Origin of the sequence: Brachybacterium sp. AOP24-D1-21 (assembly GCF_052378665.1) — a bacterium.
Classification (GTDB): domain Bacteria; phylum Actinomycetota; class Actinomycetes; order Actinomycetales; family Dermabacteraceae; genus Brachybacterium.
The window spans coordinates 1,388,763-1,412,938 of sequence record NZ_JBQSXX010000001.1 but is presented as its reverse complement, the minus strand read 5'-3'; the positions used below and the strand labels follow the sequence as shown (position 1 = coordinate 1,412,938).

Here is a 24,176-nt window from a genome sequence, read left to right as displayed (position 1 = left end):
CTCCCTCAGATCCGCATCGGCATGATCAGGTACTTGTACGAGTTGTCGGGCTCACCCTCGAGGGAGTCCTGACCGGTCATCACGGAGGGCTTGATCGAGTCGGTGAAGGTGAGCCGGGCGAACTCGGTGCCCAGGGCGCCGAGGCCGTCGAGCAGGAACCCGGAGTTGAAGCCGACCACGAGGTCCTCGCCCTGGAGATGCGCCTCGAGCACCTCGCTGGCCTGGGCGTCGTCGCCGGCGCCGGCCTCAAGGGCGACCTGGCCCTCGGTGAAGGACAGCCGCACGGGGGTGTTCCGCTCGGCGACCAGGGAGACGCGCTTGACCGCGTCGATCAGGCTGCCGGTGGAGACCACGGCGGTGATCGCCGAGGTGTCCGGGAACAGGCGACGCACGGGCGGGTAATCGCCGTCGACCAGCGTGGAGGTGGTGCGACGACCGCCGGCCTCGAAACCGATGAGGTTGGCCGAGGAGTCATCGGACAGTGCGATCTCGACGCTGCCGCCGGTGGAGAGCGAGCGTGCCACCTCGTGGAGGGTGCGGCCTCGGACCAGGGCGGTGAGCTCGGTGCTGGGGGTCGACGGGTTCCAGGTCAGCTCGCGCAATGCCAGGCGGTAGCGGTCGGTGGACATCAGCGTCATCGTCTCGCCGGAGATCTCGACCTTCACGCCGGTCAGCAGCGGGAGGGTGTCGTCCTTCGAAGCCGCGACGGTGACCTGCGAGATCGCCTCGGCGAACACGTCCGCCGCGACGGAGCCGGCCACCGGGGGCATGCTCGGCAGCTGCGGGTACTCCTCGACGGGGAGGGTCGCCAGGGCGAAGCGGGCGCTGCCGCAGCGGACCTGGAGCTTGGTCCCCTCGAGCGCGATGGAGACGTCCTTGTTCGGCAGGGCCCGGACGATGTCGGAGAGCATCCGTCCCTGGACGAGCACCTCACCGGGCTGCTCGATCTCGGCCTCGAGCCGGATCTGGGCGCTGACCTCGTAGTCGAAGGTCGAGAACTGCAGTTCGCCGCCGGCTTCGGCAACGATCCGCACCCCCTGCAGGATCGGCATCGCCGGACGGACGGGGAGGGTACGGGTGGCCCAGGAGACGGCGTCGCCGAGGACGCCGCGATCGAGGTGGAACTTCACCGTTGCCACTCCTTCGCAGTGGTCGAATGACGGAATCAGATCGACCGCGTCATGTGCCGCGGCCGAACCGAGCACAGCGTATCGGTTCCTGAGGACTCTCGCCGACACACCGGGAAGGATCCTTGACTTCCATGGTCACCGGACCCCGCTTCAGCCGTGGTGAGAACATCTGCTCGCGCACTCATCCCGCCGTGTTCCCCGGGAGCCGACCCCTCCTGGTCCCGGCTTCCTGTCGTTCCCCAGCACCCAGAATCACAGGCTCTGCGGTCGCTCCCGAGCAGCCCTCCCCGTCCACATCCCCGTCGAGCAAGTACTTACAGTCCTCTTCTTCACGACTGTGGATCTGGTGGATAACCGTCATCACTGCAGGTCACTACGATCTCCATCGGCGTGGACGGATCGTTGAGGAGTGTCAGCGCGTCGTGCGTCGGCTGTGCATGGAGGCACTGATCGAGGGAATTCTTGTCATTCGCCCGTGCACATCGGCTCCTGCAGGAACAGCTGTAGTTCCACAGTTTCCACAGAGTTATCCACAATTGGGGAGAACTCCGTGCTGACCTGCTCTGTTCTTCTCCGGGCCCAGCTGCCCGCTCCGAGCGGGCGCCGCCTCACTGACGAGACGCGGAGCTCGAGCTCTTGATGCGGGCGGTGAGCTCGGTGACCTGGTTGAAGATCGCCCGACGCTCCTTCATCAGCTCGCTGATCTTCTTGTTCGCGTGCATCACAGTGGTGTGGTCGCGGCCACCGAACTCGTCACCGATGCGGATCAGCGGCATATCTGTGAGCTCTCGGCACAGGTACATTCCGATCTGGCGGGCTGAGACCAGGCGGCGGGAGCGACCGGTGCCCACGATCTCCTCGACGGACAGGCCGAAGTAGGTCGCCGTCTGGACGATGATCGTCGACGCGGTGATCTGCGCACCGTCATCGTGGGAGAGCAGATCCTTCAGCACGGTCTCGGCGAGGGTGACGTCCATCGGCTGCCGTGAGAGGGAGTGCAGCGCCTGCACCCTAATCAGCGCCCCCTCCAGCTCACGGATGTTGGTGGCGATGTGCGAGGCGATGTATTCGAGCACGTCATGGGGCACTTCCCCAGTGTTCTCCTGCGCGACCTTCTTGCGCAGGATGGCAATCCTGGTCTCGAGGTCCGGTGGCTGAACGTCGGTCATCAGGCCCATCTCGAAGCGCGAGCGCATGCGGTCCTCGAACCCGCCCAGCTCCTTCGGCGGCAGATCGGAGGTGATCACGATCTGCTTGTCCGAGTTGTACAGCGTGTTGAAGGTGTGGAAGAACGCCTCCATGGTCTCCGGCGCCCGCTGCAGGAACTGGATGTCATCGATCAGCAGGATGTCGATGTCCCGGTACCGGCTCTGGAACTCCTGAGCCTTGCCGAACTGGCCGGACTGCACCGAGTTGATGAAGTCGTTGGTGAACTCCTCCGAGTTGACGTAACGCACCACCACCTCGGGATAGAGGCTCTGGGCGTAGTGGCCCACGGCGTGCAGCAGATGGGTCTTGCCCAGACCCGAGCCGCCGTAGATGAACAGCGGGTTGTAGGCCTTGGCCGGAGTCTCCGAGACCGCCGACGCTGCTGCCTGCGCGAACCGGTTCGAGGCACCGATCACGAAGGTGTCGAAGGTGTACTTGCTGTTCAACCGCGAATCCTCGCCCATCCGCGAGGCGCCGTTGCGGGTGGGACGGCGCGGCGCAGGCCCGGGAGAGGGCGCCGAGGGGCCGGTCAGACCGGAGTAGGCGCTGGGATCGTCTGCGGCGCGGCCGCGGTAGCCCGGGTGGGTGGCGAAGCGGTCCGCAGCGGAGGAACCTCCGGCGGAGCTCGCCGAGCTGCTGCCCGGCAGGGCGGGCCGCCCGACGTGTCCGGTCGAGGGCAGGATCGAGCCCTCGTTGCGGCGGAACGGGGCGTTGTGGAGGTCGTGAGGGGCGTTGTCCACATCTCTGTCCACAGAATGTGCACTGCCAGCAGCGGAGGAGGAGGTCAACGGCGGGGAGGCCGGCGAATCGGTGTCCTCCTCGAGCAGCAGGGACTCGTCCACCGTCACGGCGAAGCGGATGTCACGCCCGGTGGCCTCGCTGAGGGCAGCCTTGAGAGACCCGGCGACCCGATGCTCGAACAGCTCCTTCGCCGAGGTAGAAGGCGCTGCGACCAGCGCGGTGTCCGCCACCACGGCCATCAGCCGGGAGAGCGTGAGCAGGGCGATGACACGCTGGGACACCGTGTCGTCGCGGCGCAGGGTCTGGAGCGTGCGCTCCCAGATCGCGTCGGCATTCGCCTCGTTCATCAGGTCTCTCCCTACAGGTAGAGCGGGCGGTCGGGACAGTTTTCCACAATAGCTTCTGTATTGTGGATCGAGGATGTGGACAACGGGACGGGAGACACCTCCCACGGGCCCGATCACCCCGAAACGCCCGGGAAGAGTGAGAATCCGGCCACAACCGGCCTCCTGAGGGCTCAAGCCGTTGACCCCACGCACCCCCGCGCCTAACATCGTGCAGTCAGCGCTGCGCGCCGTCCCGATACGCTTCCCGGATCCACTGCGGGCCCACTCCGGCATCGGATCGGACCTCGGCAGCCGCCCCGCCTCGGCGGGTGCGCCCGGACTTCCCGTTCGTGCAGCAGACCACAGACCACCGCGAGGGGCATGTCCGTGCCCACGATCGAGGAGAACCATGAGCAAGCGCACGTTCCAGCCGAACAACCGTCGTCGCGCCAAGAAGCACGGCTTCCGCGCACGCATGAGCACCCGTGCAGGCCGCGCCATCCTGAACGCCCGTCGTTCCAAGGGCCGCGCCGAGCTCTCCGCCTGAGGCGACTCGTCGAGGCGATTCCCGGCGCACTCCTCGTGACACTCGTGGCACCGTGAGCTGGTCCAGTCACCGGCTCCATTCCGGTGACGAGTTCCGAGCGGTCACCCGCGGTGGAGTGCGCAGCGCCCGATCCCACGTGGTCGTGCATCTCGCCCTGCTGACGCAGGGAGGAGAAGCACCCCGCGTGGGATTCGTCGTGTCCAAGAAGGTCGGCAACGCCGTGGTGCGCAACCGCGTCACACGGCGGCTGCGGGAGATCGTCCGCCCGCACTTCGCGACCCTGCCGGCAGGGTCGGCGATCGTGCTGCGCACCCTGCCCGGCATCCAGGACCAGGAGTTCGCTGCACTCAAGGACGACGTGGACTCCGCCCTCGCCGCCGCCGAGCGCAAGCTCGCCCGGCGCCTGGAGCACGCCGGATGAGCCAGCGGCGAGGGATTCATGCCCTCACCCGCCTGCCTCGCCGGCTGCTGATGCTCCCGGTGCGCGGCTATCAGGTGGGCATCTCGCCCTATACGCCGCCCGCCTGTCGCTACGATCCGGTGTGCTCGCAGTACGGCATGGACGCCCTGCGTGTGCACGGTGCGCTGAAGGGAACGCTGCTCACCGGCTGGCGGATCCTGCGGTGCAACCCCTTCACCCGCGGGGGCCCCGACCCGGTCCCCGCCCCCGGCATGTGGACGAATCCACGCCGACTGCGGCACCCGGCCCACTAGGGCCTACCCTTATCTCAGATTCCCGACCACAGCCGACACCTCGTATGAACGTCATGCGCATCCGTGCGGCAGGAAGACCAGGCCGATGAACCCCCTGTATCCCATCGAGTGGGCCGTCGCATGGCTCATGGTGAAGTTCCATGCGCTGCTGTCCCTGTTCATGGACAAGGACGCGGGCATCACCTGGGTGCTCTCGATCGTCGGCCTCACCGTTGTGGTGCGAACGCTGATCATCCCGCTGTTCGTGCGCCAGATCCGTGCTTCGCGCGCGATGCAGATGGTCTCCCCGGAGCTCCAGGCCGTCCAGAAGAAGTACAAGGGAAAGACGGACCCGGACTCCCGCCAGAAGATGGCGAACGAGACCATGGCGATCTACAAGGACGCCGGCGCCAGCCCGTTCTCCTCGTGCCTGCCGGTGCTGCTGCAGATGCCGATCTTCTTCGGCCTGTTCCGGGTGCTGTTCAACAAGCTTCCCGAGGCCGCTGCGGAGGGAAGCGACGGCTTCGGCCCGCTCACCCAGTCGCTCGCGGAGAGCGCGAGCACCGCGACCTTCTTCGGCGACGTCACCATTGCCAATTCCTTCTTGAAGCCCGGTGACGGCGGGATGACGACGATGATCGTCTCCGGCCTCATCATCGCGTGCATGTCCGGAGTCACGTTCTTCACCCAGAAGTCGCTGACCATGAAGAACATGCCCAAGGCGGCCCTCGAGGGCCCCATGGCCAGCACCCAGAAGATGATGCTGTACATGCTCCCGTTCATCTATGTGATCACGGGGCCGGGTATGCCGATCGGTGTGCTCGTCTACTGGCTGACCACCAACGTGTGGACCTTCGTCCAGCAGTACATCGTCATCCGTGCGACCCCCACTCCCGGCACCGAGGCCGAGAAGGCGAAGCACGAGCGCATCAACGCCAAGCGGGCGAAGAAGGGCCTCGAGCCGCTGGACTTCACCCCGCCCAAGAAGATCTCCGCCGAGCCGGAGCCCGAGGCTCCGATCCGGGTGCAGCCCTCGAAGGGCAAGAGCGGCAAGAAGCTCTCCGACGAGGAGAAGCTCGAACGTGCTCGGGCTCTGCGTGCCCAGGCCGCCGAGGAGCGTCGGAAGGCGCTGGAGGCCGCGGGCGAGACTCCGCCCCCTCCTTCGCAGGGATCGAACGCCCTGAACAAGGGCGCGAAGAAGAAGCGAAAGAAGTGACCTCGCCCCCGGGAGCACAGCCGCTCCCGGGGAGCACCCCACATCCCGCATTTCCGGAGGACTCCTGATGAACCTGAATGACCCCATCGCTGATGCTCCTGTGACCGACGAGGGAGGGGAGGCGTCGACCGCGCCGCTCGACGCGGCTGCGTCCGCTGCCACTCCGTCCTCGCCCGACGAGGCTGCGGCTGACGCGCCAGCCTCCGACATGTCCGCACCCGACGCGACTGCACCCGACGAATCCGTGGCCGGCGAATCCGCGGCCGACGAATCCGCGGCCGACGACGCCGTGGAGGCCGAGGCCGCACTTTCCGGGAGTGCGTCTGCTGACAGCACCCCCGTGGAGGGCGACGAACAGTCCTCGGAGGACCCGGAGGATCCGGAGGCGACCGTCGAGACCACTGAGGAGCGGATGCGACGGCTCGAGGAGGAGGGCGACATCGCCGCCGACTACCTCGAGGAGCTGCTGGACATCGCCGACCTCGATGGCGACATCGACATCGACGTGGATGGCGACCGGGCGTCCGTGGAGATCGCCGGCGCCGACAAGCTGGCCCGCCTGAACCGGCCCAAGGGCGAGCTGCTCGATGCGCTGCAGGAGCTCACGCGATTGGCCGTGCAGACCCGGACCGGGAACCGCTCGCGCCTCATGCTCGACATCGGCGGCTTCCGTGCGGAGCACAAGGGCAGCCTCGAGGGACTCGCCGCGACTGCGATCGCCGAGGCCAAGGAGTCCGGCGAACCGGTCTCGATGCGGCCGATGAACCCGTTCGAGCGCAAGGTCGTGCATGACGTGGCCAAGCGCGAGGGTCTGCGCTCGGAGTCCGATGGTGATGGCAAGAACCGCCACGTCGTGATCTACCCGGCATCCTGAGGCGCACCGTGCAGCCCCTTCCCGATTCCCTCCGCCCGACAGCCGAGCGTCTCTTCGGAGATCGCCTCGAGCTGGCGGAGCGCTTCGTCACGCTGCTCGCTGAGCAGGGACCGGAGCGCGGGCTGATCGGCCCGCGCGAGGTGGACCGGCTGTGGGAGCGGCACCTCCTCAACTGCGCGCTGATGGTCGACGCGATCGACAGCGCCGCCCCTACTGCGACGACCCTGGCCGACATCGGCTCCGGGGCCGGCCTGCCCGGGGTCGTGATCGCGATCGCCCGCCCGAACCTGCAGGTCACGCTGGTAGAGACGATGCAGCGCCGCACCACCTGGCTCGAGGAGGTCGACGCCGAGCTGGCTCTGGGGCTCGAGGTGGTCCGCGCCCGGGCCGAGGAGCTGCACGGAGTGCGGTCCTTCGACGTGGTGACCGCGCGGGCGGTGGCTGCGCTGGACAAGCTGGCCCGCTGGACGCTTCCGCTCGTGGCCGAGGACGGGATGCTGTTGGCCATGAAGGGTTCCTCGGCGGCGGATGAGGTCGAGAACGCTCAGAAGGTCCTCAGCAAGCTCGGAGGCGTGGATCCCACCATCTCCCAGTACGGCGTGGGCGAGGTCGAGGTTCCCACTACAGTGGTCCAAGTGCGTCGCCGTGCGAAGGCGACCAGGAAGGGAGACGCACGTGGCTGAAAAGCGCGATGATTCCTCCCCGGGGCGCGGCGCGATGGAAGACACCCCGCTGATGCGTGAGCTCACCCGGGACCATGCCCGTAGGAAGAAGCTCGAGGGTCTCGATTTCGCTCGTCCCGAGAAGACCCGTGTGATCACGGTCGCGAATCAGAAGGGCGGGGTCGGCAAGACCTCGACCACCGTCAACGTCGCCGCGGCGCTGTCGATGGGCGGCCTGAACGTGCTGGTGATCGATGCGGACCCGCAAGGGAACACCTCGACGGCGCTGAGCATCGACCATCATGCCGAGGTGCCCAGCATGTACGAGGTGCTGGTGGAATCCGCTCCTCTGAGCGACGTGATCCAGCCGGTCCCGGACATGGAGCGCCTGTTCTGCGCGCCCGCGACGATCAACCTCTCGGGCGCCGAGATCGAGCTGGTCTCGCTCGTGGCACGGGAGAACCGGCTGCGCAACGCGATCCGTGATCATCTCGAGGAGCGCGATCAGCAGGGGCTCGAGCGGCTGGACTACGTGCTGATCGACTGCCCTCCCTCGCTGGGGCTGTTGACCGTGAACGCGCTGGTCGCGGCCCGTGAGGTGTTGATCCCGATCCAGGCCGAGTACTACGCGCTCGAGGGTCTCTCGCTGCTGCTGAACAACATCGATCTGATCCGTCAGCATCTGAATCCGGACCTGGTGGTCTCCACGATCATGCTCACCATGTACGACGCCCGCACCCGCCTCGCGGCTCAGGTCGCCCAGGACGTGCGCGAACACTTCCCGGACCAGACCCTGGAGACCAGCATCCCGCGGTCGGTGAGGATCTCCGAGGCGCCCAGCTACGGCCAGACCGTCCTGACCTACGATCCAGCCTCCAGCGGGGCGCTCGCCTACCGGGCAGCCGCACACGAGCTCAACACCCGCCCCGCACCCTGATCTCCCCTGACCGGGACCCGCTGCGAAGACGCGCGCACACCCGGTCAACATCCCGATGGCGACGATATTTCTTGGAAGGACAATGGCCATGACGCAGAAGCGAGGACTCGGTCGAGGACTCGGCGCCCTGATCCCAGGCGCCGGTTCGAGGCCTGCGCCTGAGCAGGAGCTTCGTACGCGCACGCGCCCGTCCGATGCGACCGAGGGACGTTCCAGCTCCCCCCGGCCGGTCGACATGTTCTTCTCCGGGGAGAAGGTCGGCGAGACCGAGCGCGCGCAGCGAGGCAGTGCCGGCGCTCATGATCTGGCCACCGGTATGGCACGCGCAGCGGCGGAGCGACGCGGGCGCACCAATGGTTCCGGTGCCGCACGCTCCGGGGCTGCGTCCACGAAGTCCAAGGGAGCTGACGAGGAGCCGCAGAAGGAATCCTCGAACACCTCGACCTCGACACGGTCCTCCCGCAGCACCTCCTCTTCCAGCGGCACCGCGAAGAAGGCCGCCCCCAAGAGCACTGCAGCCAAGGCCCCGGCGCCGAAGCGCGCCGCAGCGAAGAGCACCGCGACGAAGAACACCGCGGCGAAGAGCACCGCGGCGAAGACCGAAGCGCCGACGAAGAGCACCGCGCCGACGAAGGCCACTGGGGCTGAGCCGGCTGTCGCACCCGGAGCGGCCGCAGCCGCCGAGACCGCTGGCGCAGCTGCCTCCCCGACGGCTGAGGCCCAGAAGCCCTCCGCTTCCTCCTCGACGACCGCGAAGCGCACCACCTCGAAGCCTGCCGCTTCGAAGCCCGCCTCGGCGAAGTCGTCTCCCGCGAAGGCCACTTCTGCGTCCACTGCGGAGCCCGCAGGGACGGCTCCGACGTCCCCGCGCGAGACCACGCCCCGCCAGAGCGAGGACAGCCCGGTCGTCGACGTGGAGACGGTGACGTCGACCCCTGCACAGCCCGACGCCCCCGCCCCGGCTCCCGCGGAGGAGCCCACGGATCTCCCTCCGGAGCCCACGGATACTGCCGAGGACTCCGAGGATGCTGCCCCTGAGTCTGAGCCCGCGAACTCAGAGGACGACATCGCGCAGGACGAGAGCGGGAGCGACGAGCCGCCGACAGAGCTCACCGGAACCCGTGGCCTGGTCAGTGTTCCCGGGGCCGAGTTCGCGGAGATCCCGATCCATGAGGTGCGGGAGAATCCTCGCAATCCTCGCACCATGTTCGACGACGACGAGCTCGATGAGCTCGCCTACTCGCTGCGTGAGGTCGGCGTACTGCAGCCCGTGGTGGTGCGCCCGATCCCCGTCACCGAAGACGGCGAATCCTTCGAGCTGGTCATGGGTGAGCGCCGTTGGCGCGCGGCACGCCGAGCAGGGCTCCTCGCAATTCCCGCCATCATCCGCGAGACCAGCGATGATGACCTGCTTCGCGATGCCCTGCTGGAGAACCTTCACCGCACTCAGCTGAACCCGCTCGAAGAGGCGAACGCCTATCAGCAGCTCCTCGAGGACTTCGGGTGCACGCAGGATGAGCTCGGTGAGCGCATCGGCCGCTCCCGCCCTCAGATCACTAACACTCTGCGTCTTCTGCGTCTCCCCGCCCTGGTGCAGCGCCGGCTCGCCAGCGGCGCGATCAGCGCTGGTCACGCCCGCGCTCTGCTCTCCCTCGACAGCCCGACGTTGATGGAGGAGCTCGCACAGCGCATCGTGCAGGAAGGGCTCTCCGTACGCGCGGTCGAACGTCTGGTCGCTCGTGGAGGCCAGGAGACCGGTACCCGCACCGTTCGCCGCACCACCTATGACCCGCACGTCGTGGACCTCACCAGTCGTCTCTCCAACCGCCTCGAAGCTCCCGTCCGCATCGATGTCGGCAAGCGCAAGGGGCGCATCACCCTCGAGTTCAGCAACCTCGAGGATCTGGAGCGTCTGGTGGAGAACATGGGGTTGGACATTCCCCTGCCCGATGGGGAGCACGCCGCGCAAGACTGAGCAGGCACGAGCAGCACACCAGGAGGGGCCCGCAGATATTGCGAGCCCCTCCTTTGCTGTTCAGTGTCAGCAGCGTCCAGCGTCTGTTCGTGACCGCAGCGGGGCCCGTCAAGTGTTCCGCGGTCCTGGTGTGAGGACGCAGTCCCGGCCCTGGAGAATTCCGGTACCGAGCGGGCGCCTGCGAGAGAACGATCGCCCCTCGCGCCGGCAGATCCCTGAGCTTGGAGAGACTGAAGGACGTGCTGGTCGCGGACACGACGTAGTGGGCGCATATGTCAGTTACCTTGCACGAAGTGAGTCAGGTCACATAAGCGCTGATCTATGTAGTGGTGGTCTATCCGCTCTGGGAGAAGCAGAGAGCGTCTCCGTCTGAGCGGCGTATGCACAGGTCAGTGCCCCATTATTCGGTTATCCACCATTGTGTACAGACATGTGGATAGAGCCCTCCTTGGGTACGAGGCGACCCTGCTACCCCGGCGAGGCCGCCGGGGATCTTCGACCGTGGCACGACTGCCGGACCTTGTGGCTGTGCTCCAGTAGCCCTCCGATCCGGCTGCTCTTTGGCGCCGTTCCACGCGAAACGTCCTCTCGGGCTGGCTGAGAATTGTTGTGTTGCTGACGACGCCGATGTGCGTGGTGGCGTCCGTGCTCGCCTCGGACGACATTCGGCCCGGCAGCGATAGGCCCGACTCACGTGAAACACGGACTAATGCACCTACTTCCCTGGGCGGTTGGTTCAGGAACATGGGCGTGACAGTCGTCCAGCTAACGGGCAGCCTAGATCGAACCCCGCGATTCACGTGAAACGGGGGCTGGTGTGCGGTCATCTCTGCGTGGTCGCAAACGCACGGAACGCAGCGTCAAGCCATCGATTCGGCGACGTCGGTCGTACGCTGGAAGGGATTGGTCGGCCCCTGGGCATGGTCACCGTTTCACGGGAAACGACGACTCGAGAGCCCCGCTTACCCCTACGTTCACTACCTAGAGCGGGGAACCGGGGATGGGGGGGGGGGGGGGGGGGGGGGGGGGGGGGGCCCCCCCCCCCCCCCCCCCCCCCCCCCCCCCCCCCCCCCCCCCCCCCCCCCCCCCCCCCCCCACATTTCGCGCCCTGGACCGATCCTGGATTCGGCGGCGACCTTCGGAATCTTCTCTCCAGAGCGTCACTTGGTGCGATATGGCGGGGTCCACGTGGAACTGTGCCCTCGCGAGAGTTTCACGTGGAACGCGTATGAGTTCGTGCTTGGGATGTGCATGGTAGGCAGGCTGCCGGGGTGGCGACGGCGGACATCAGGGCATCGCCACTTCCCAACTGTTGCCCCACGAGCTCAGTTTCCCGTGGAACATGGCCAGCATCAGATGGGCCCCCGCCGGAGGTCGAGATTCGCCTGGAACGACACGACTGAGCGCGGCCCGGACTCCTATGGCCGCTCGTCAGCGGGGAGACCTCGCAAGCCGCGCCTCCCTATCGTTCCCCGTGAAACATCGATATCGTGCGCGCCGGTGCCGTGAGGCGGCTACCGGTCATTAGCGTTTGAAAGCCTATAGAACTGCTGCGAGGTCAAGGAAGGGCGGCGAGGAGGAGACAAGCTCATGGGCCAACAGCGCCTTGGATCAACGTTTCACGTGGATCAAGCGAGAACTAGGGATCTTGCGATGGTTTCGCGTGAAACGTCCCCCAGGTGTGGGGTAGCGCCGTGGTCGCCGGAGCCTGGAATCCGCTGGCCAAATGGGGAATGGACTTCCCTCCTGGCGTCTGTGCTGTGGACGAGCCCTTTCTGGAGGCGGGCCACCATGATCGACGTCCCCACTGAGGCGGCCTCCGGGTTCACTTCGCCGTCCTCGTTTCCCGTGAATCGTGGACGGGTAGTAGACCGTAGGCCGCTCTCGCCAGCTCCGCAGCACGGGCTAAGGGCGACGTGCGACCGCGACTCTGTGTTCCCCGTGAAACGTGTGTAGCTAGATGAGCCGGTGCTGGGGAAGGCGCAGCGGATCGCTACCCGGGTGAAAACTTGCCCGAGCGGTGGCTGGTCTTAGTCGTACAAGCGAACTCTCAACCCGCCTTTGGTATCACTGATGATTTCGAACTCAGTTCCACGTGGAACGTGGATGGGCCGAGCCCGGCTGCGCCCGACCGAGGCACGGTGGAAGTCGACCACAGCACAAAGCGTGGCGCGACGCTTCACCCGGCGCAGGGTCGGTGCTTGCGCGGCGGGGGGCGGCGACGCGATGTTGCCCGTGAAACATGGACGTAACGCCCCTCCCGGCGAGCCGGCGAAGGCAACACATCGCGCGGTCCAGGTTTCACGAGGAACTGCGCGATCGGCGCACCGAACCCGAGCCCGCACTCCTCCACTCTCCCCAAGCCACGTCGACCTACGGCAGCAGACGGAGAGGGATCAGTTTCTTCCGGAGGGGCGCTGCGCGCACACGGGCCGCAGGGCAAGGCGTGCATGCCGGTTCACTGCCGTCGCTTTCACCTGCGGTCGCTTCACGTGACTCCCGAGACTTGGAAAGTCCCCGCCAGCGGCCACGGCGTTCGTGCACATTCGCTACGGGCAGCAGATGCATGTCAAGCAGCGGGCGGTGCCCGTCATGCACAGTGTGCGTAACATTGTGGACAACTACATCCGGACAGGTGTACAGATTCGGTGTCGTCACACGCGCATGTGCAAGGTCACGTGAACCAGCGGTGCCGATCTCCCGCCGCTTGGACAGTGTTCCTGCAGGTCAGGACAGCTTTCCCAGCAAAGCGCCTGGTCGACGGCTTTCCCCACTTGTGCACACCCAATTGTGGATAACCCTGTGGATCTACCCGTCCACTAATGTGGACGGACATGTGGACAACACTGTGCACAACCTGATCCATGCACGTCAGCGCTTGCAGTCCTAGGTGATTTGACAGCCGCGGAGCAGGACGTGCGTCCCCCTCAGTGCCGCGAGTCCGGTCCGAATTCCGTCTCCACCACATGCTTGGCGAGGGCACCCGTGCGTCGGTGCGTCAACGTCCAGGGCCCCTCCAGCAGGAGCCTCTCCCCATTCGGGGTGACACCACACAGGGACGACACGGTGAGCCGTTCCTCTGCGTCATCGGGGGCGGCCTCTAGAGCAGCAGATCGGAATCTCATCCAGGTGGGAAGCATGTCGATACCCCACTGCTCGAGGACGTCGCCTTCGGGGTCCTCGACGAGCAGAGCGAGCATGCTCGGCCCCCAGCGCCGGCTGAGCTCCCTGAGCACCGTAGGCGCCGGGCGCGACGGCCCAGCCCACGAGGCGCTCACCAGGACCACCACCGGCGATTCAGGGCTGCCGGTGGTGGTCTGCTGGGGCGTGGAGGTCACTGACCGGCGGCGGCCAGGACCTGCTCGGCGTGGGCGTTGGCAGCCGTGTCCGCGAGCCAGCGCTCGGCGTCCAGGGCCGCCTGGCAACCGGTCCCGGCCGCGGTGATCGCCTGGCGGTAGGTGTGGTCCACGACGTCTCCCGCAGCGAAGACGCCGGGCACGGAGGTGAAGGTCGAGCGGCCCTGGCAGACGATGTATCCCTCGTCATCGAGCTCGAGCTTTCCGCGCACCAGATCGGTGCGGGGCAGGTGCCCGATCGCCTCGAAGACGGCAGAAGTCTCGAGCACGCGCTCCTGGCCGCTGACAGTGTCCCGAAGCGTCACGGACTCGACCTTGTCGATGCCGTTGATGCTCACCAGCTCGCTGTTCCACGCAAAGCTCAGCTTCGGATCCGCCTCGGCCCGGCGAGCCATGATCTTCGAGGCACGGAGTTCGTCGCGGCGGTGCACCAGGGTCACGGACTTGCCGAAGCGGGTGAGGAAGGTGGCCTCTTCGACGGCGCTGTCGCCGCCGCCGACCACGACGATCTCCTTGTCCTTGAAGAAGAATCCGTCGCACGTGGCGCACCAGCTGACCCCCTTACCGGAAAGCGCCTCCTCGCCGTCGATCCCCAGCTTCCGGTACTCGGAACCCGTGGTGATGATCAGCGCCTTCGCACGGTAGACGGTGCCGTCGTCGAGGGTGACGGTCTTGATCTCACCCTCCAGGTCGAGCTGCACCGCGTCGTCATAGATGATCTCGGCACCGAAGCGCTCAGCCTGCTCCTGCAGATTCGTCATCAGCTCCGGCCCCTGGACGCCGGTCGGGAAGCCGGGGAAGTTCTCCACGTCCGTGGTCGTCATCAGCGCGCCGCCTGCGTCGAGGGCACCGGCGATCACGATCGGGTTCATCTCGGCACGCGCGGTGTAGATGGCTGCGGTGTAGCCGGCCGGGCCGGAGCCGACGATGACGACCTCGTGGACCGTCTCATCCTGCTCGATATCAGCGGCTGGTGCTGCGGCCGGCTGCGTGGACAGCGGGGTGCCGCCGAGGATGTTGAGCGCCTGGATGGGCTGCGTCATGGGGGTGTCCTTCCATGGGAACTGTCGTAGGTGGTCGGCGGGAGGACCGCCATCGAGTATTGCGCGGCGGGTGGGTCGTTCGCCGCATGAGGTCAGAGGGGGCCGATCATCACGTCACCGGACCAGAGCCTGTTCTCCTGGGTCGAAGTGCTGTCCCCGGTGGTGCCGCAGGCGGGAAGGACCACGGTGGCGGAGACGGTTCCGCCGTTGGCACGCAACGTCTCGCGGTCCATCGGTCCGTGGACGAGCAACCAGCTCGATGTCTCCTCGCCGCCCCACGCGACCTCCTCCATGATCAGGATCGATTCCGGGATGTTCTGCTCCCGTAGGCACTGTGCAGCATCGAAGCTCGTCATCGGCTGGATGGTGCCGGTGTCGATCAGACGCTGCACCTCTGTGCCGAGCGTCGTCTCAGTGATAACGGGAACGCCCGCCGAATTCTTCCCGCTTCCGGCGAGGGAGTCGACCGAGGTCGACGCCGAGTGGGAGCTGCTGGTGGTGGCTCGTTCCAGCGCGCCGGCGAGCTGGATCCCCAGCAGGCCAGCGACCAGCAGCGCGATCAGCAGCAGAGGGATGGGGATGCCCAGGACCGTGACCTGACGCGCAGCGCTCTCCGTCCCCCTGCGGGGGGATGGAGGACGGGGGGACCGCGAGGTCATTCGACCTGGATCTCTGCGATGCGGGCGCGGAACCGGCCGGTCTCGTTGCTGTCCGGGGGCAGTTCCGTGATCCACAGCGCGACCCGTTCGGCCTCGAAGGGCTCAGGGGTCTCGAGCCGGACCTCCCCGTCCCCGGCGAGCTCGCCGGTCGAGAGCACGTCCCCGAGGGAGCCGTCGTCGTTCACGGCCCGCAGCTCGATCGTGCCGCCGTTGTTGCGTGCGGTGGTGAGGGTCACTGCGGTGAGCGTCGAGGGCTCGGCGAAGTTCAGGCGGATCCCCACGCCCTCCTTCAGGCCTCCGTAGTCGGGACTCCCGTAGTGCTTCGTGGACCAGAACGTCGCGGGGTCACCGTCGGTGAGCAGCTCCTGCTGGTCGGTGTGGTCGGGTTCCCGATCGCTCCCCTCGGCGAAGAGCTCGACACCGGTGACCTCGGGTGCGGGAAGGGCGGGATCCTCGGTCGCCTCGGCGGTCGGTTCGACCGGGGCTTCGCCGGTCTGCTCCGCGCTGGGGGCCTCTGCCGCGGGTGCGGAGGTGGCCAGCGGGTCCTCCAGGATCCCGCTGAGGTCGCGAGTGATCGAGGTGAGCGCGATGACCAGTGCGACCATCACCACGATGGCGCCGCCGATGATGATCCACTGCGATTGCAGGGAACGCTTCTCCTCATCGCGGGGACCCATGGTGAAGGTCTCCGGAGCGTCGGCATCCACGGCCACCCCGACCACATCTCGCAGCAGCGAGCTGCGGGCGAAGGGCGCGGTGCTCTCGTCGGGGGTGTCGTCGAACCGAGTGCGATCTCGACCATGGACCACGATCGGTCCGTCTTCTCGGACGGGTGCGAGGGATGCTGTGCGACCGGAGACCGGAACCGGAGCGACCGACTGCTCGTCAGCACTGTGGACGACCGGTTGCGCGGGGATCGGCGCTGAATGGTCCGGGGTGGAGGCGACGCTGATCTCCGAGGGCGCAGCGGGGGGCTGCTGCGCTCGCACGTCGGAACCCGACGGGGACTGGTCGGGAGCGAGAGTCGGGGCGTCAGCCTGCTCCGCACCGTGGGCCACCGGCCAGTGGGTGCCGGAGGAACGCGATGGCAGGTCGGCGGCGTTCGCTCCGCCAGCGGCAGTTGTGCCAGAAGCAGCCGCAGCGGCGCCAGCAGCGGTGCCTGCAGCGGCACCGGCGGTGAGGCCTCCTGCGGGGAGGGCGCTGGACGCGCCGGCCGCGCGGGCGGACGGCGCTTCAGACGATGGCCCCTCGGACGATCGCGCTGCGGATGGAGGCCCCTCGGACGATGGCCCTGCGGACGATGGCGCCGGGTGCGTGGCCGCCCCGTTCGCCGCTGGGCCCGTAGCTGCAGCAGGGTCCGTGGGCGCTGCCGGGCCCGACGTCGGCTGCGGCCGGGTCGGGAGGGTGATCTCCAGGTGGCCCGGGAAGGGGCTGCTGGATCGCTTCTCGTCGAGCTGCAGGTCTGTGACCAGAGCCTTCGCTTCTGAGGAGGCGCGCCGGGCCTCCTCGGCCCTGGCCAGGGCCGCTTGGCGAGCCGCCTCGTCGGCCGCGTCAGCCTTGGCAGCCTCGTCGGCTGCTTCGGCCTGATTGGTCTGGTCCTCTGCCGCTGCGGAAGGTGAGGCGTCGACGTCAGGCGCTGAACCGTCGGAAGTGAGATCAGCGTCGGCAGAACCGTAGTGATAGCTCTCGCTGCCGGAGGTTGGCTGCGTCGGGGTTGCAGCAGCCGCTGCGATGCCCGCGGCACCCGTCGCTGCTGCGGCACCGGACGCTGCTGCGGCGCCGGTCGCGCCCGCAGCGCTGGCGGAACCGGCGCCCGGTGCAGCGGCAGAGCTCTCAGCCGGGCTCTCAACCGGGCTCTCAACCGGGCTCTCAGTCGGGCTGTCGGACGGCGCCTGAGCGATCGTGTCCTCGTCGGGCACGGCCTGCATCAGTGCTGTGCTCTCGAGCAGCTCGTCCTCGCCCTCCCCGCCGTCCTGCGTCCCGTCCGCTGCGGGCTGCGCCCCGTCCTCCGTGGGCGCGGCCTCGGGCGTGGCCTCCACCGGTGGTGGGGCAAGCTCCGAGGAAGGTTCGGGGGCGTCCGACGGCGAAGGCTCCGGGGTCCCGGCCGGTGTGGGCTCCTGCGGTGCCCGGCGGGGATATGCCTCGAGGGTCACCGGGATGGACTGCCACGGCTCGAGCGCCTCGATCAGTCCGCGAGTGGTCTCGGGGATCTCGTCGGCCGATTCATTCAGCACCAGGTCGCACAGCAGATCCAGGTCCTGGGGAATCTCGGTGTCCACCACGGTGGAGGGCCGGGGCACGTTCCCCTGGGCGTCGTGCCGCGGGCTGCGGCCCGTCAGCGCCCGGTACAGCAGCGCGACCAGGGCCGCGGTGTCCTGGAAGGAGGCCACCTCGCGGGACCTGTCGAGGCCGGGATGGGACGCGGCCTCCACCCCGATCCCGAGGATCAAGACAGCGCCTGAGCGGGTATCGACGAACACCCGGTTGGAGTCGAGCAGCTGATGGCGCACGCCGCGGCGTCGGGCGGCCTCGAGCCCGGTCGCGGCCTCGCCGATGATCGCGCGGGCGGTCTCCGGGTGGAGCGGGCCGCGGGCCAGCAGCGCCGCGAGCGGCGGTGCGGGGGGCAGCAGATACTCCACCACCGTCGTCGGCCCCTGCGCATTCCCGGAGGAGGGCTGCTCCGAGGAGGTCTCCCGTGGATCGTCGAGCACCACGATCTCCTGGACGGGCAGCAGATGCGGGTCGTCGACGAGATACGCGCGGCGGACCGCGTCGGCGGCCTCCAGGGCGGTGTCGCCGTGCACGATGTACAGGACCACGCTCTGACCGGTCGCCACCGATCGGGCACGACGCCATGAGGCGCCCTCGGCGACGCCGGTCAGAGGGATCGTGCCCTCCAGCGTCCACCGGGACCGCAATGCGTCCGGCTCTGAATTCGTGTTCACGGCCCGTCCTTCTCGTCGTCCGGCGGGGGTGTGCCCGTCACGTGCATCGACCATGTTACGAGCCCACCACCTTGCCGCGGTGGGTGAACCGGCGCAGCCGACGCTGCACGGCGTCGACCAGGTGGCGCACCTCCGGCACCTGCAGCAGGTAGGCAACCGCGGTGAATACCACCACCATCACCCCTGCGACCAGGGCGCCCAGCAGCACGGCGAGGGCCCGGTGGGTCCAGAACAGATCGTCCGCCAGGCGTACCAGCGCGGTGCCGAGAGCCCAGCTCACCAGAGCGGCTGCCGCGAGCTTCCCGAACATCAGCGCCCCGGACGCTGCACTCGGCGGGAGCGTGTCGTGCCGGGCCGCGAGCCGGCGCAGCTGCCACATGCCCAGCAGCCACGCGAGCAGGCTTCCGAGGCTGGTGGAGCCGGCCGCGGCCATCGCCGCATATGCCGGATCGACCATCGTCAGGATGATCGGCACGGAGAGCACCGTGACCACGGCGATCGGTATCTGGGCGATGAACGGGGTGCGGGCATCCTCGTAGGCGTAGAACACGCGCTTGATGAGATAGAGGGACGCGAAGGGCACCAGACCGAGCATGTAGGCGATCAGCACGGTGCCGTTGGCCCGGGCGCCGATCTCCGCCGTGCCGCCGCCGATCACCCACATGATCGGCCCGGCCAGGGCGATGAACACGGCGGTGCACAGCATCATCGGCACCGCGAGCATCCGGTTGGTCTCGGAGTAGCGGGCCAGCGCGCCGGCGTGGTCCGCGTCGGCGGCATGGCGCGAGATCGCCGGGAAGGCGGCAGTGACCAGGGTGACCGCGATGATGCCCTGCGGGATCATGAACGCCAGGTAGGCCCACTCCATGGTGAGCAGCGCCGGATAGCGTGCCGCCAGCTCCGGCTGATCCTGGTAGTGCTCCGTCATCCGCACCGCACCGCCGGTGGCCCAGCGGGATGCCCAGATGCCGAGCTGCCCGAGGCCAAGCATCGCCAGCGACCACAGCCCGATCCGGCTGAGCTTGCCCAGGCCCAGCCCGCGCAGGCCCCACTTCGGGCGGAGGCGCAGGTCGAGCTTCTTGACGTACCAGAACAGGAACAGCACCTGCGCGGCCGAACCGCCCACGTTGATCACGGCGATCGCCACGATCATCGACATCGTCCACTGGCCGGGATCGCCGACGGTGCCCCACACGCCCAGGAACAGCGCGGCACCGAGGATGCCGATGAGATTGTTGACCACCGGCGCCCACTGGTACGGCCCGAACGAATCGTGCGCGTTCAGCAGCTGGCCGCACATCACGTACAGCGCCGAGAAGAAGATCTGCGGCATCATCCAGTAGCCCATCTGCACCGCGAGCGCGTACGTCGCGGGGGGCAGCAGGCCGCTGGTCAGGGTCAGCAGCAGCGGGACCGCGACCAGGCAGGCGGCGGTGATTCCGAGCGACACCACCGCGACCAGGGTCATCAGGCGCGAGATGTAGTCGCTGCCGCGGTCCGGACGCTTCACCGCGCGGACGATCGCGGGCACCAGGATCGCGTTCAGAGTGCCGCCGCCCACCAGCAGCCAGATGGTGTTGGGCAGCGTGTTCGCAGCACTGAAGGCGTTGGCCGCCGCGGACATCGAACCGCTCAGGATCATGCCGAACATGAAGTTCCGCACGAAGACGAGCACACGCGAGACCATCGACCCCGCGGCCATCAGGACGCTGGCCCGCAGCAGGGTCGAGCGGCTCGAGGGGGTGCCGTGGCGTCGATGGCGAGGGACGTGCTGGACTCGGCGGGCTGTGCTCATCGGTGGCCCTCCTCGTTCTGGTCCGTCGTGCTCTGGTGCGCTGTGCTCGGGTCTGGATCTGGGGTCGCGTCGGTGCTGGTGCTGGTGTCCGCTCTGCGCGACCAGACCTCCTCGGCGGCGCTGGTGTCGAGCGTGGAGCGGCCGGAGCGGGAGAGCTCCACCGGGTCCTCGGGACCGCGGATGGCCGGTGCCCGGGTCGAGGATCCGGTGCGGCGGGCCCGCGCGACTCCCACGACGACCAGCAGGCCCATCGCGATCACCAGCAGCAGGGTGGTCCAGTTCTCCCAGGAGGGGTTGACCGTCAGGGGGACGTCGACCGGGGAGGTGAGGGCGCGGCCATCCTCCGTGGTGAGCACGGTGGTGAGGGTGACGGTGCCGTTGGCGATCGCCTCCACGTCCACGGCGGCATCGATCTGGCCCCGAGCGGGAATCTCCACCACCTTCGACTCACCGATCTTCACCAGGGGACGGTCGGAGGTGACCTGGATGCGCACCGTGATCGGGGTGTCCAGGTCGTTGCTGATGGTGATCGGGACGCTCACGGCGTCGGAGATGACGTTGTACCCCGAGGCGGGAACCACTTCGATGCGGTCCTGGAGCTGCGCGGCGCGGGCGGAGGCATCCTCGGCGCGGGCTGCCGGGATCTCCGGCTCGCCGCGCCAGCGCATCGAGGTGCCGGCCAGGATCTCGAGCCGGGACGCATCCAGCGGGGAGTCGTCGTCCATCGCCGCGGCTAGCGTGTCGACCTGCTCCCAGGCGGCATCGAGCTCGGTCAGCGCGGCGGGATCCAGCAGCTGAGGCTCCTCTGCCTCCGCCAGCGTGCCCCAGCGCCCGTTGTCGGTGGGCCCGCTGGGGTGCACGTCCTCGGGGGTGATGCGTCCCAGGGCGTACAGCTCCTCGCCCTCGCTGCGGGGGTCCGTGGTCCAGTCCTGGTGGTCGGCCGTATCGAGCAGGGCGCTGGTGCGGCCGGACTCGATCCAGGGCGCCTCCGCCAGGGCATCCAGCGCGGCGCTGGCCGCCGCCGGGTCCAGCACCGCATCCGCCGAGGGGGAGATCAGCAGATGTCGGGGTGCGCTGGCGTACTCGGAGGCGATGGTCGCGGTCTCCGCGAGGAGCCGCTGCTGGGTCTGCTCGGCATCGGACCCCTCGGTGAGCAGCGAGAACTCTGCGGAGAGCTCGGGGTCAGGGGTCAGCAGCTGGAGCTGGGCGCCGGGGGTGCGCGCCGATTCGTAGATGCCGACCGAGCTCGGGGTGACGGTGGAGCTCAGGGACTCCCGCAGCGAGCTGGCGGGGATGATGGCGGAGGTCCCGCCCGCGGCGAGCACGGAGTCCAGCTGCTCGGGATCGGCGACGGCGCCGTCCACCGGCAGTGCTGCGGCACGGGGCTCGATCCCGTGCTCCTCCCAGACCTGATCGCCCCGATCATGGACCACCCCGGCGAGGCGTACGACCCCCGCCCGCTGCAGGCTGACCGGGTCCGCCTGGGCATAGGGCATCGCCAGCACGGTCCGCTCGCCGACGGACTCCTCGAGCAGGGCGGCGAGCTCGGCGGAGCGCGGATCGGGCGCGTATTCACGCACCGGGCCGAGGGGGAGGTCCTCGTCCGCATCGCCCTCGGCCGGCCCGTCGGCATCGCTCTCGAGGGGCATCTGCGGCGGATCCAGCAGCGCCGGATCGAGCCACCAGTCCACGTCCTCGCGCTCTGCGAGGCCCCGCACCGACGCGAGCCGGCCCGACTCGGAGGACCTCGCGAACGCCTCCGGGTCGCTCACCGCGGCAGAGGCATCCTCCGAGGCGAGCGGCAGCAGCACCGACTGGGTGATGGTGTCGGTGGCGTCCGCGGGCCGCCACACCACGAAGGTGCGCAGGGTGCTCAGCGGCTGCTCCTCCGACGTGACGGTGAGCGAGAGCCGCCGGGTGCCCCAGAAGTAGGGCTCTGCGGAATAGTCCAGCTCCTCCGCTGCGATCTGCACGGTGAGCAGGGTCTTCTCCCCGGGCGCCAGGTGTGGCTGCGCGGGTGAGCTGGCGAGCACCGTCCCGGAGGTGTCGGGGGAGCTGTTGGACTGCCAGTCGGCCAGGACGGCTCGATCCGTCACCCGAGCGCTGCGCGTGCGCAGATCGAGGGACAGGTCCGACAGCGGCTCGGAGGAGGTGTTGGTCACCTCGACCTGCGCCTCGAGAGTCCCGCCCGGCGCGAGGGAAGTCGGGGTGAGAGAGACGAGATCCATGCTCACGGCAGCATCCGCGCTCGTGCCCGGCGGTGCCGCGGGGGCAGGTGCAGCAGGCGGCGCCGGCGCCGCATGCGCAGCAGGAATCAGGGTCGCCGAGCCGCTCACCAGCACTGATGAGGACATGATCAGTGCCGTCAGCAGCGCCGCGAGCACCGGGCGCACTGACAGCGGGAACGACGGCATGGTGACACTGTAAGCGGCCGCTACCGTAGGGGCCTGCAGGTGCACGACACCTCTGCAACGCCACCCTGCAGCACCGCACCACATCGCACCACACTGAACCGCACCGCACCAGGACAGGACCCCCCGTGACCGATCCCGTCGACGAGACCGCCGCGCGCCTCGACACCGCCCGCACCCGGGCGGCCTCCATGTTCCGGGCGCTGCCCGAGGAGATCCACGAGCTGGGACGGCTGTTCGAGGCGGCCGGGCACGAACTCGCCCTGGTGGGTGGTCCGGTGCGGGATGCAGTGCTGGGACGCTCCAGCGCCGACCTGGACTTCACGACCTCCGCCCGGCCCGACGAGACCGAAGCGATCCTGCGCGGATGGACGCGCGAGGGTGCGATCTGGGACATGGGCCGCGACTTCGGCACCCTCGGCGGGGTGCGCGACGGGGTGAAGGTCGAGATCACCACCTATCGCACCGAGTCGTACGACCCCACCAGCCGTAAACCGCAGGTCGAGTACGGCGACAGCCTCGAGGGCGACCTGTCCCGCCGGGACTTCACCGTCAACGCGATGGCGGTGCGGCTCCCCTCGCTCGAGCTGGTGGACCCCTTCGACGGGCTCGGCGACCTCGCCCGCACCCTGCTGCGCACCCCTGTCGCCCCCGCCCAGTCCTTCACCGACGACCCGCTGCGGATGATGCGCGCGGTGCGCTTCGTCTCCCAGCTCGGGTTCCGGATCGAGGACACGACGGCCGACGCGATCGAGCAGCTCGCGGAACGCATCACGATCGTCTCCGCCGAGCGGGTCCGTGAAGAGCTGGTCAAGCTCATGCTGGGCGCCGACCCGCGGGGCGGGCTCGAGCTGCTGACCGTTCTGGGCCTGGCCGCGCACGTGCTGCCGGAGCTGCCCGCACTCCAGCTCGAGGTCGATGAGCACCACCACCACAAGGACGTCTACCAGCACACGCTCACGGTGCTCGACCAGGCGATCGACCTCGAGTCCCCGGCCGGCTCCGGAGGTCCCTGCGAGCGCCCTGACCTGGTGCTCCGCCTGGCCGCGCTGATGCACGACGTGGGCAAGCCCGCCACCCGGCGCTTCGAGGAGGGGGGCGTGGTCACCTTCCGCTTCCACGAGACGGTGGGGGCGAAGATGACCGCGAAGCGGATGCGCGCGCTGACCTTCGACAAGGACACCACCAAGAAGGTCGCCCGCCTGGTGGAGCTGCACCTGCGCTTCCACGGCTATGTCGAGTCGCCATGGACCGACTCCGCCGTGCGCCGCTATGTCACCGACGCCGGCGACCTGCTGCCGCAGCTGCATCGCCTCACCCGCGCCGACGTCACGACCCGCAACCGCCGCAAGGCCCGTTCCCTCGCCCTCGCCTATGACGAGCTCGAGGCGCGCATCGACCACCTCGCCACGCAGGAGGAGATCGGGAAGATCCGTCCTGACCTCGACGGCAACCGGATTATGCAGATCCTGGACCTCCCGCCCGGCCGGGTGGTGGGAGAGGCCTATCAGCACCTGCTCGAACTACGGATGGAGCACGGTCCGCTGGGCGAGGAGCGCGCCATCGAGGAGCTCCGCGCCTGGTGGGCCGCCCGGCAGGTGTGAGCAGGGCCGCACCGGACGTGCACACCCTGTGTGCTTCGACGCCAGGGAGTTCC

The 24,176-nt window shown here is 68.4% G+C and carries 17 protein-coding genes; 9 read left to right on the top strand and 8 right to left on the bottom strand.

Annotation, left to right across the window (positions count from 1 at the left end):
- Positions 1-5: 5 nt before the first annotated feature.
- Both dnaN and dnaA read right to left on the bottom strand, forming a co-directional pair.
- A complete protein-coding gene (dnaN, locus tag ACT3UF_RS06335; protein ID WP_441444902.1) occupies positions 6-1,130 on the bottom strand; it encodes a DNA polymerase III subunit beta in 1,125 nt (374 codons plus the stop codon).
- Positions 1,131-1,738: 608 nt separating this feature from the next.
- Positions 1,739-3,427 carry a chromosomal replication initiator protein DnaA gene (gene dnaA, locus ACT3UF_RS06330; RefSeq protein ID WP_441444901.1) on the bottom strand — a complete coding sequence of 563 codons (1,689 nt, stop codon included), beginning with the start codon at positions 3,425-3,427 and terminating at the stop codon, positions 1,739-1,741.
- A 388-nt stretch (positions 3,428-3,815) separates the two neighbouring features.
- Here dnaA and rpmH point away from each other — a divergent pair, with 388 nt between their 5' ends.
- The 7 genes from rpmH (at position 3,816) to ACT3UF_RS06295 (ending at position 8,335) form a co-directional block, all read left to right on the top strand.
- Entirely contained in the window at positions 3,816-3,953 is a 138-nt protein-coding gene (gene rpmH, locus ACT3UF_RS06325; RefSeq protein ID WP_442332264.1) for a 50S ribosomal protein L34, read from the top strand.
- Between the two features lie 52 nt (positions 3,954-4,005).
- Complete coding sequence (gene rnpA, locus ACT3UF_RS06320) at positions 4,006-4,374, top strand: ribonuclease P protein component (RefSeq protein WP_441444899.1); 369 nt, start codon at positions 4,006-4,008, stop codon at positions 4,372-4,374.
- The gene (yidD, locus tag ACT3UF_RS06315) at positions 4,371-4,667 is read left to right on the top strand and encodes a membrane protein insertion efficiency factor YidD (RefSeq protein WP_441444898.1); all 297 of its coding nucleotides are present in this window, start codon (positions 4,371-4,373) and stop codon (positions 4,665-4,667) included. The genes rnpA and yidD overlap by 4 nt, the downstream gene beginning before the upstream one ends.
- 85 nt (positions 4,668-4,752) lie before the next feature.
- Positions 4,753-5,862, top strand: coding sequence for a membrane protein insertase YidC (gene yidC / locus ACT3UF_RS06310; RefSeq protein ID WP_442332263.1), 1,110 nt, complete (start codon positions 4,753-4,755; stop codon positions 5,860-5,862).
- Positions 5,863-5,929: 67 nt separating this feature from the next.
- Positions 5,930-6,736 carry a Jag family protein gene (locus tag ACT3UF_RS06305; RefSeq protein ID WP_444598851.1) on the top strand — a complete coding sequence of 269 codons (807 nt, stop codon included), beginning with the start codon at positions 5,930-5,932 and terminating at the stop codon, positions 6,734-6,736.
- Between the two features lie 8 nt (positions 6,737-6,744).
- A complete protein-coding gene (rsmG, locus tag ACT3UF_RS06300; RefSeq protein WP_441444895.1) occupies positions 6,745-7,419 on the top strand; it encodes a 16S rRNA (guanine(527)-N(7))-methyltransferase RsmG in 675 nt (224 codons plus the stop codon).
- A gap of 34 nt (positions 7,420-7,453) precedes the next feature.
- Positions 7,454-8,335: a ParA family protein gene (locus tag ACT3UF_RS06295; RefSeq protein ID WP_441444922.1), complete on the top strand. Its 882-nt coding sequence runs from the start codon at positions 7,454-7,456 to the stop codon at positions 8,333-8,335.
- Between the two features lie 297 nt (positions 8,336-8,632).
- Here ACT3UF_RS06295 and ACT3UF_RS06290 read toward each other — a convergent pair whose 3' ends face one another.
- The gene (locus ACT3UF_RS06290; RefSeq protein WP_444598850.1) at positions 8,633-9,157 is read right to left on the bottom strand and encodes a hypothetical protein; all 525 of its coding nucleotides are present in this window, start codon (positions 9,155-9,157) and stop codon (positions 8,633-8,635) included.
- A 100-nt stretch (positions 9,158-9,257) separates the two neighbouring features.
- Here ACT3UF_RS06290 and ACT3UF_RS06285 point away from each other — a divergent pair, with 100 nt between their 5' ends.
- On the top strand, positions 9,258-10,310 hold the full coding sequence (locus tag ACT3UF_RS06285; protein ID WP_441444893.1) for a ParB/RepB/Spo0J family partition protein: 1,053 nt from the start codon (positions 9,258-9,260) through the stop codon (positions 10,308-10,310).
- Between the two features lie 3,334 nt (positions 10,311-13,644).
- Here the strand turns inward: ACT3UF_RS06285 and trxB are convergent.
- The 5 genes from trxB to ACT3UF_RS06260 form a co-directional block, all read right to left on the bottom strand.
- The gene (trxB, locus tag ACT3UF_RS06280; protein ID WP_442332315.1) at positions 13,645-14,709 is read right to left on the bottom strand and encodes a thioredoxin-disulfide reductase; all 1,065 of its coding nucleotides are present in this window, start codon (positions 14,707-14,709) and stop codon (positions 13,645-13,647) included.
- Between the two features lie 92 nt (positions 14,710-14,801).
- On the bottom strand, positions 14,802-15,368 hold the full coding sequence (locus tag ACT3UF_RS06275; protein WP_444608170.1) for a hypothetical protein: 567 nt from the start codon (positions 15,366-15,368) through the stop codon (positions 14,802-14,804).
- Positions 15,365-18,313 carry a hypothetical protein gene (locus ACT3UF_RS06270; RefSeq protein ID WP_444608169.1) on the bottom strand — a complete coding sequence of 983 codons (2,949 nt, stop codon included), beginning with the start codon at positions 18,311-18,313 and terminating at the stop codon, positions 15,365-15,367. Before ACT3UF_RS06270 ends, ACT3UF_RS06275 begins: the two co-directional genes overlap by 4 nt.
- Positions 18,314-18,368: 55 nt before the next feature.
- Positions 18,369-20,108 carry a murein biosynthesis integral membrane protein MurJ gene (murJ, locus tag ACT3UF_RS06265; protein ID WP_444608168.1) on the bottom strand — a complete coding sequence of 580 codons (1,740 nt, stop codon included), beginning with the start codon at positions 20,106-20,108 and terminating at the stop codon, positions 18,369-18,371.
- Complete coding sequence (locus tag ACT3UF_RS06260; RefSeq protein WP_444608167.1) at positions 20,105-22,522, bottom strand: DUF6049 family protein; 2,418 nt, start codon at positions 22,520-22,522, stop codon at positions 20,105-20,107. Before ACT3UF_RS06260 ends, murJ begins: the two co-directional genes overlap by 4 nt.
- Positions 22,523-22,647: 125 nt before the next feature.
- Here ACT3UF_RS06260 and ACT3UF_RS06255 point away from each other — a divergent pair, with 125 nt between their 5' ends.
- Positions 22,648-24,123 (top strand): CCA tRNA nucleotidyltransferase, encoded by a 1,476-nt coding sequence (locus ACT3UF_RS06255; protein WP_441444887.1) that lies wholly within the window; start codon positions 22,648-22,650, stop codon positions 24,121-24,123.
- Positions 24,124-24,176: the final 53 nt, after the last annotated feature.

Bases quoted from the DNA above. Each gene is read 5' to 3' on its own strand.
- dnaA (WP_441444901.1), bottom strand. From the start codon at position 3,427: ATGAACGAGGCGAATGCCGACGCGATCTGGGAGCGCACGCTCCAGACC.
- rpmH (WP_442332264.1), top strand. From the start codon at position 3,816: ATGAGCAAGCGCACGTTCCAGCCGAACAACCGTCGTCGCGCCAAGAAG.
- yidD (WP_441444898.1), top strand. From the start codon at position 4,371: ATGAGCCAGCGGCGAGGGATTCATGCCCTCACCCGCCTGCCTCGCCGG.
- yidC (WP_442332263.1), top strand. From the start codon at position 4,753: ATGAACCCCCTGTATCCCATCGAGTGGGCCGTCGCATGGCTCATGGTG.
- ACT3UF_RS06305 (WP_444598851.1), top strand. From the start codon at position 5,930: ATGAACCTGAATGACCCCATCGCTGATGCTCCTGTGACCGACGAGGGA.
- ACT3UF_RS06295 (WP_441444922.1), top strand. From the start codon at position 7,454: ATGGAAGACACCCCGCTGATGCGTGAGCTCACCCGGGACCATGCCCGT.
- trxB (WP_442332315.1), bottom strand. From the start codon at position 14,709: ATGACGCAGCCCATCCAGGCGCTCAACATCCTCGGCGGCACCCCGCTG.
- ACT3UF_RS06275 (WP_444608170.1), bottom strand. From the start codon at position 15,368: ATGACCTCGCGGTCCCCCCGTCCTCCATCCCCCCGCAGGGGGACGGAG.
- murJ (WP_444608168.1), bottom strand. From the start codon at position 20,108: ATGAGCACAGCCCGCCGAGTCCAGCACGTCCCTCGCCATCGACGCCAC.
- ACT3UF_RS06260 (WP_444608167.1), bottom strand. From the start codon at position 22,522: ATGCCGTCGTTCCCGCTGTCAGTGCGCCCGGTGCTCGCGGCGCTGCTG.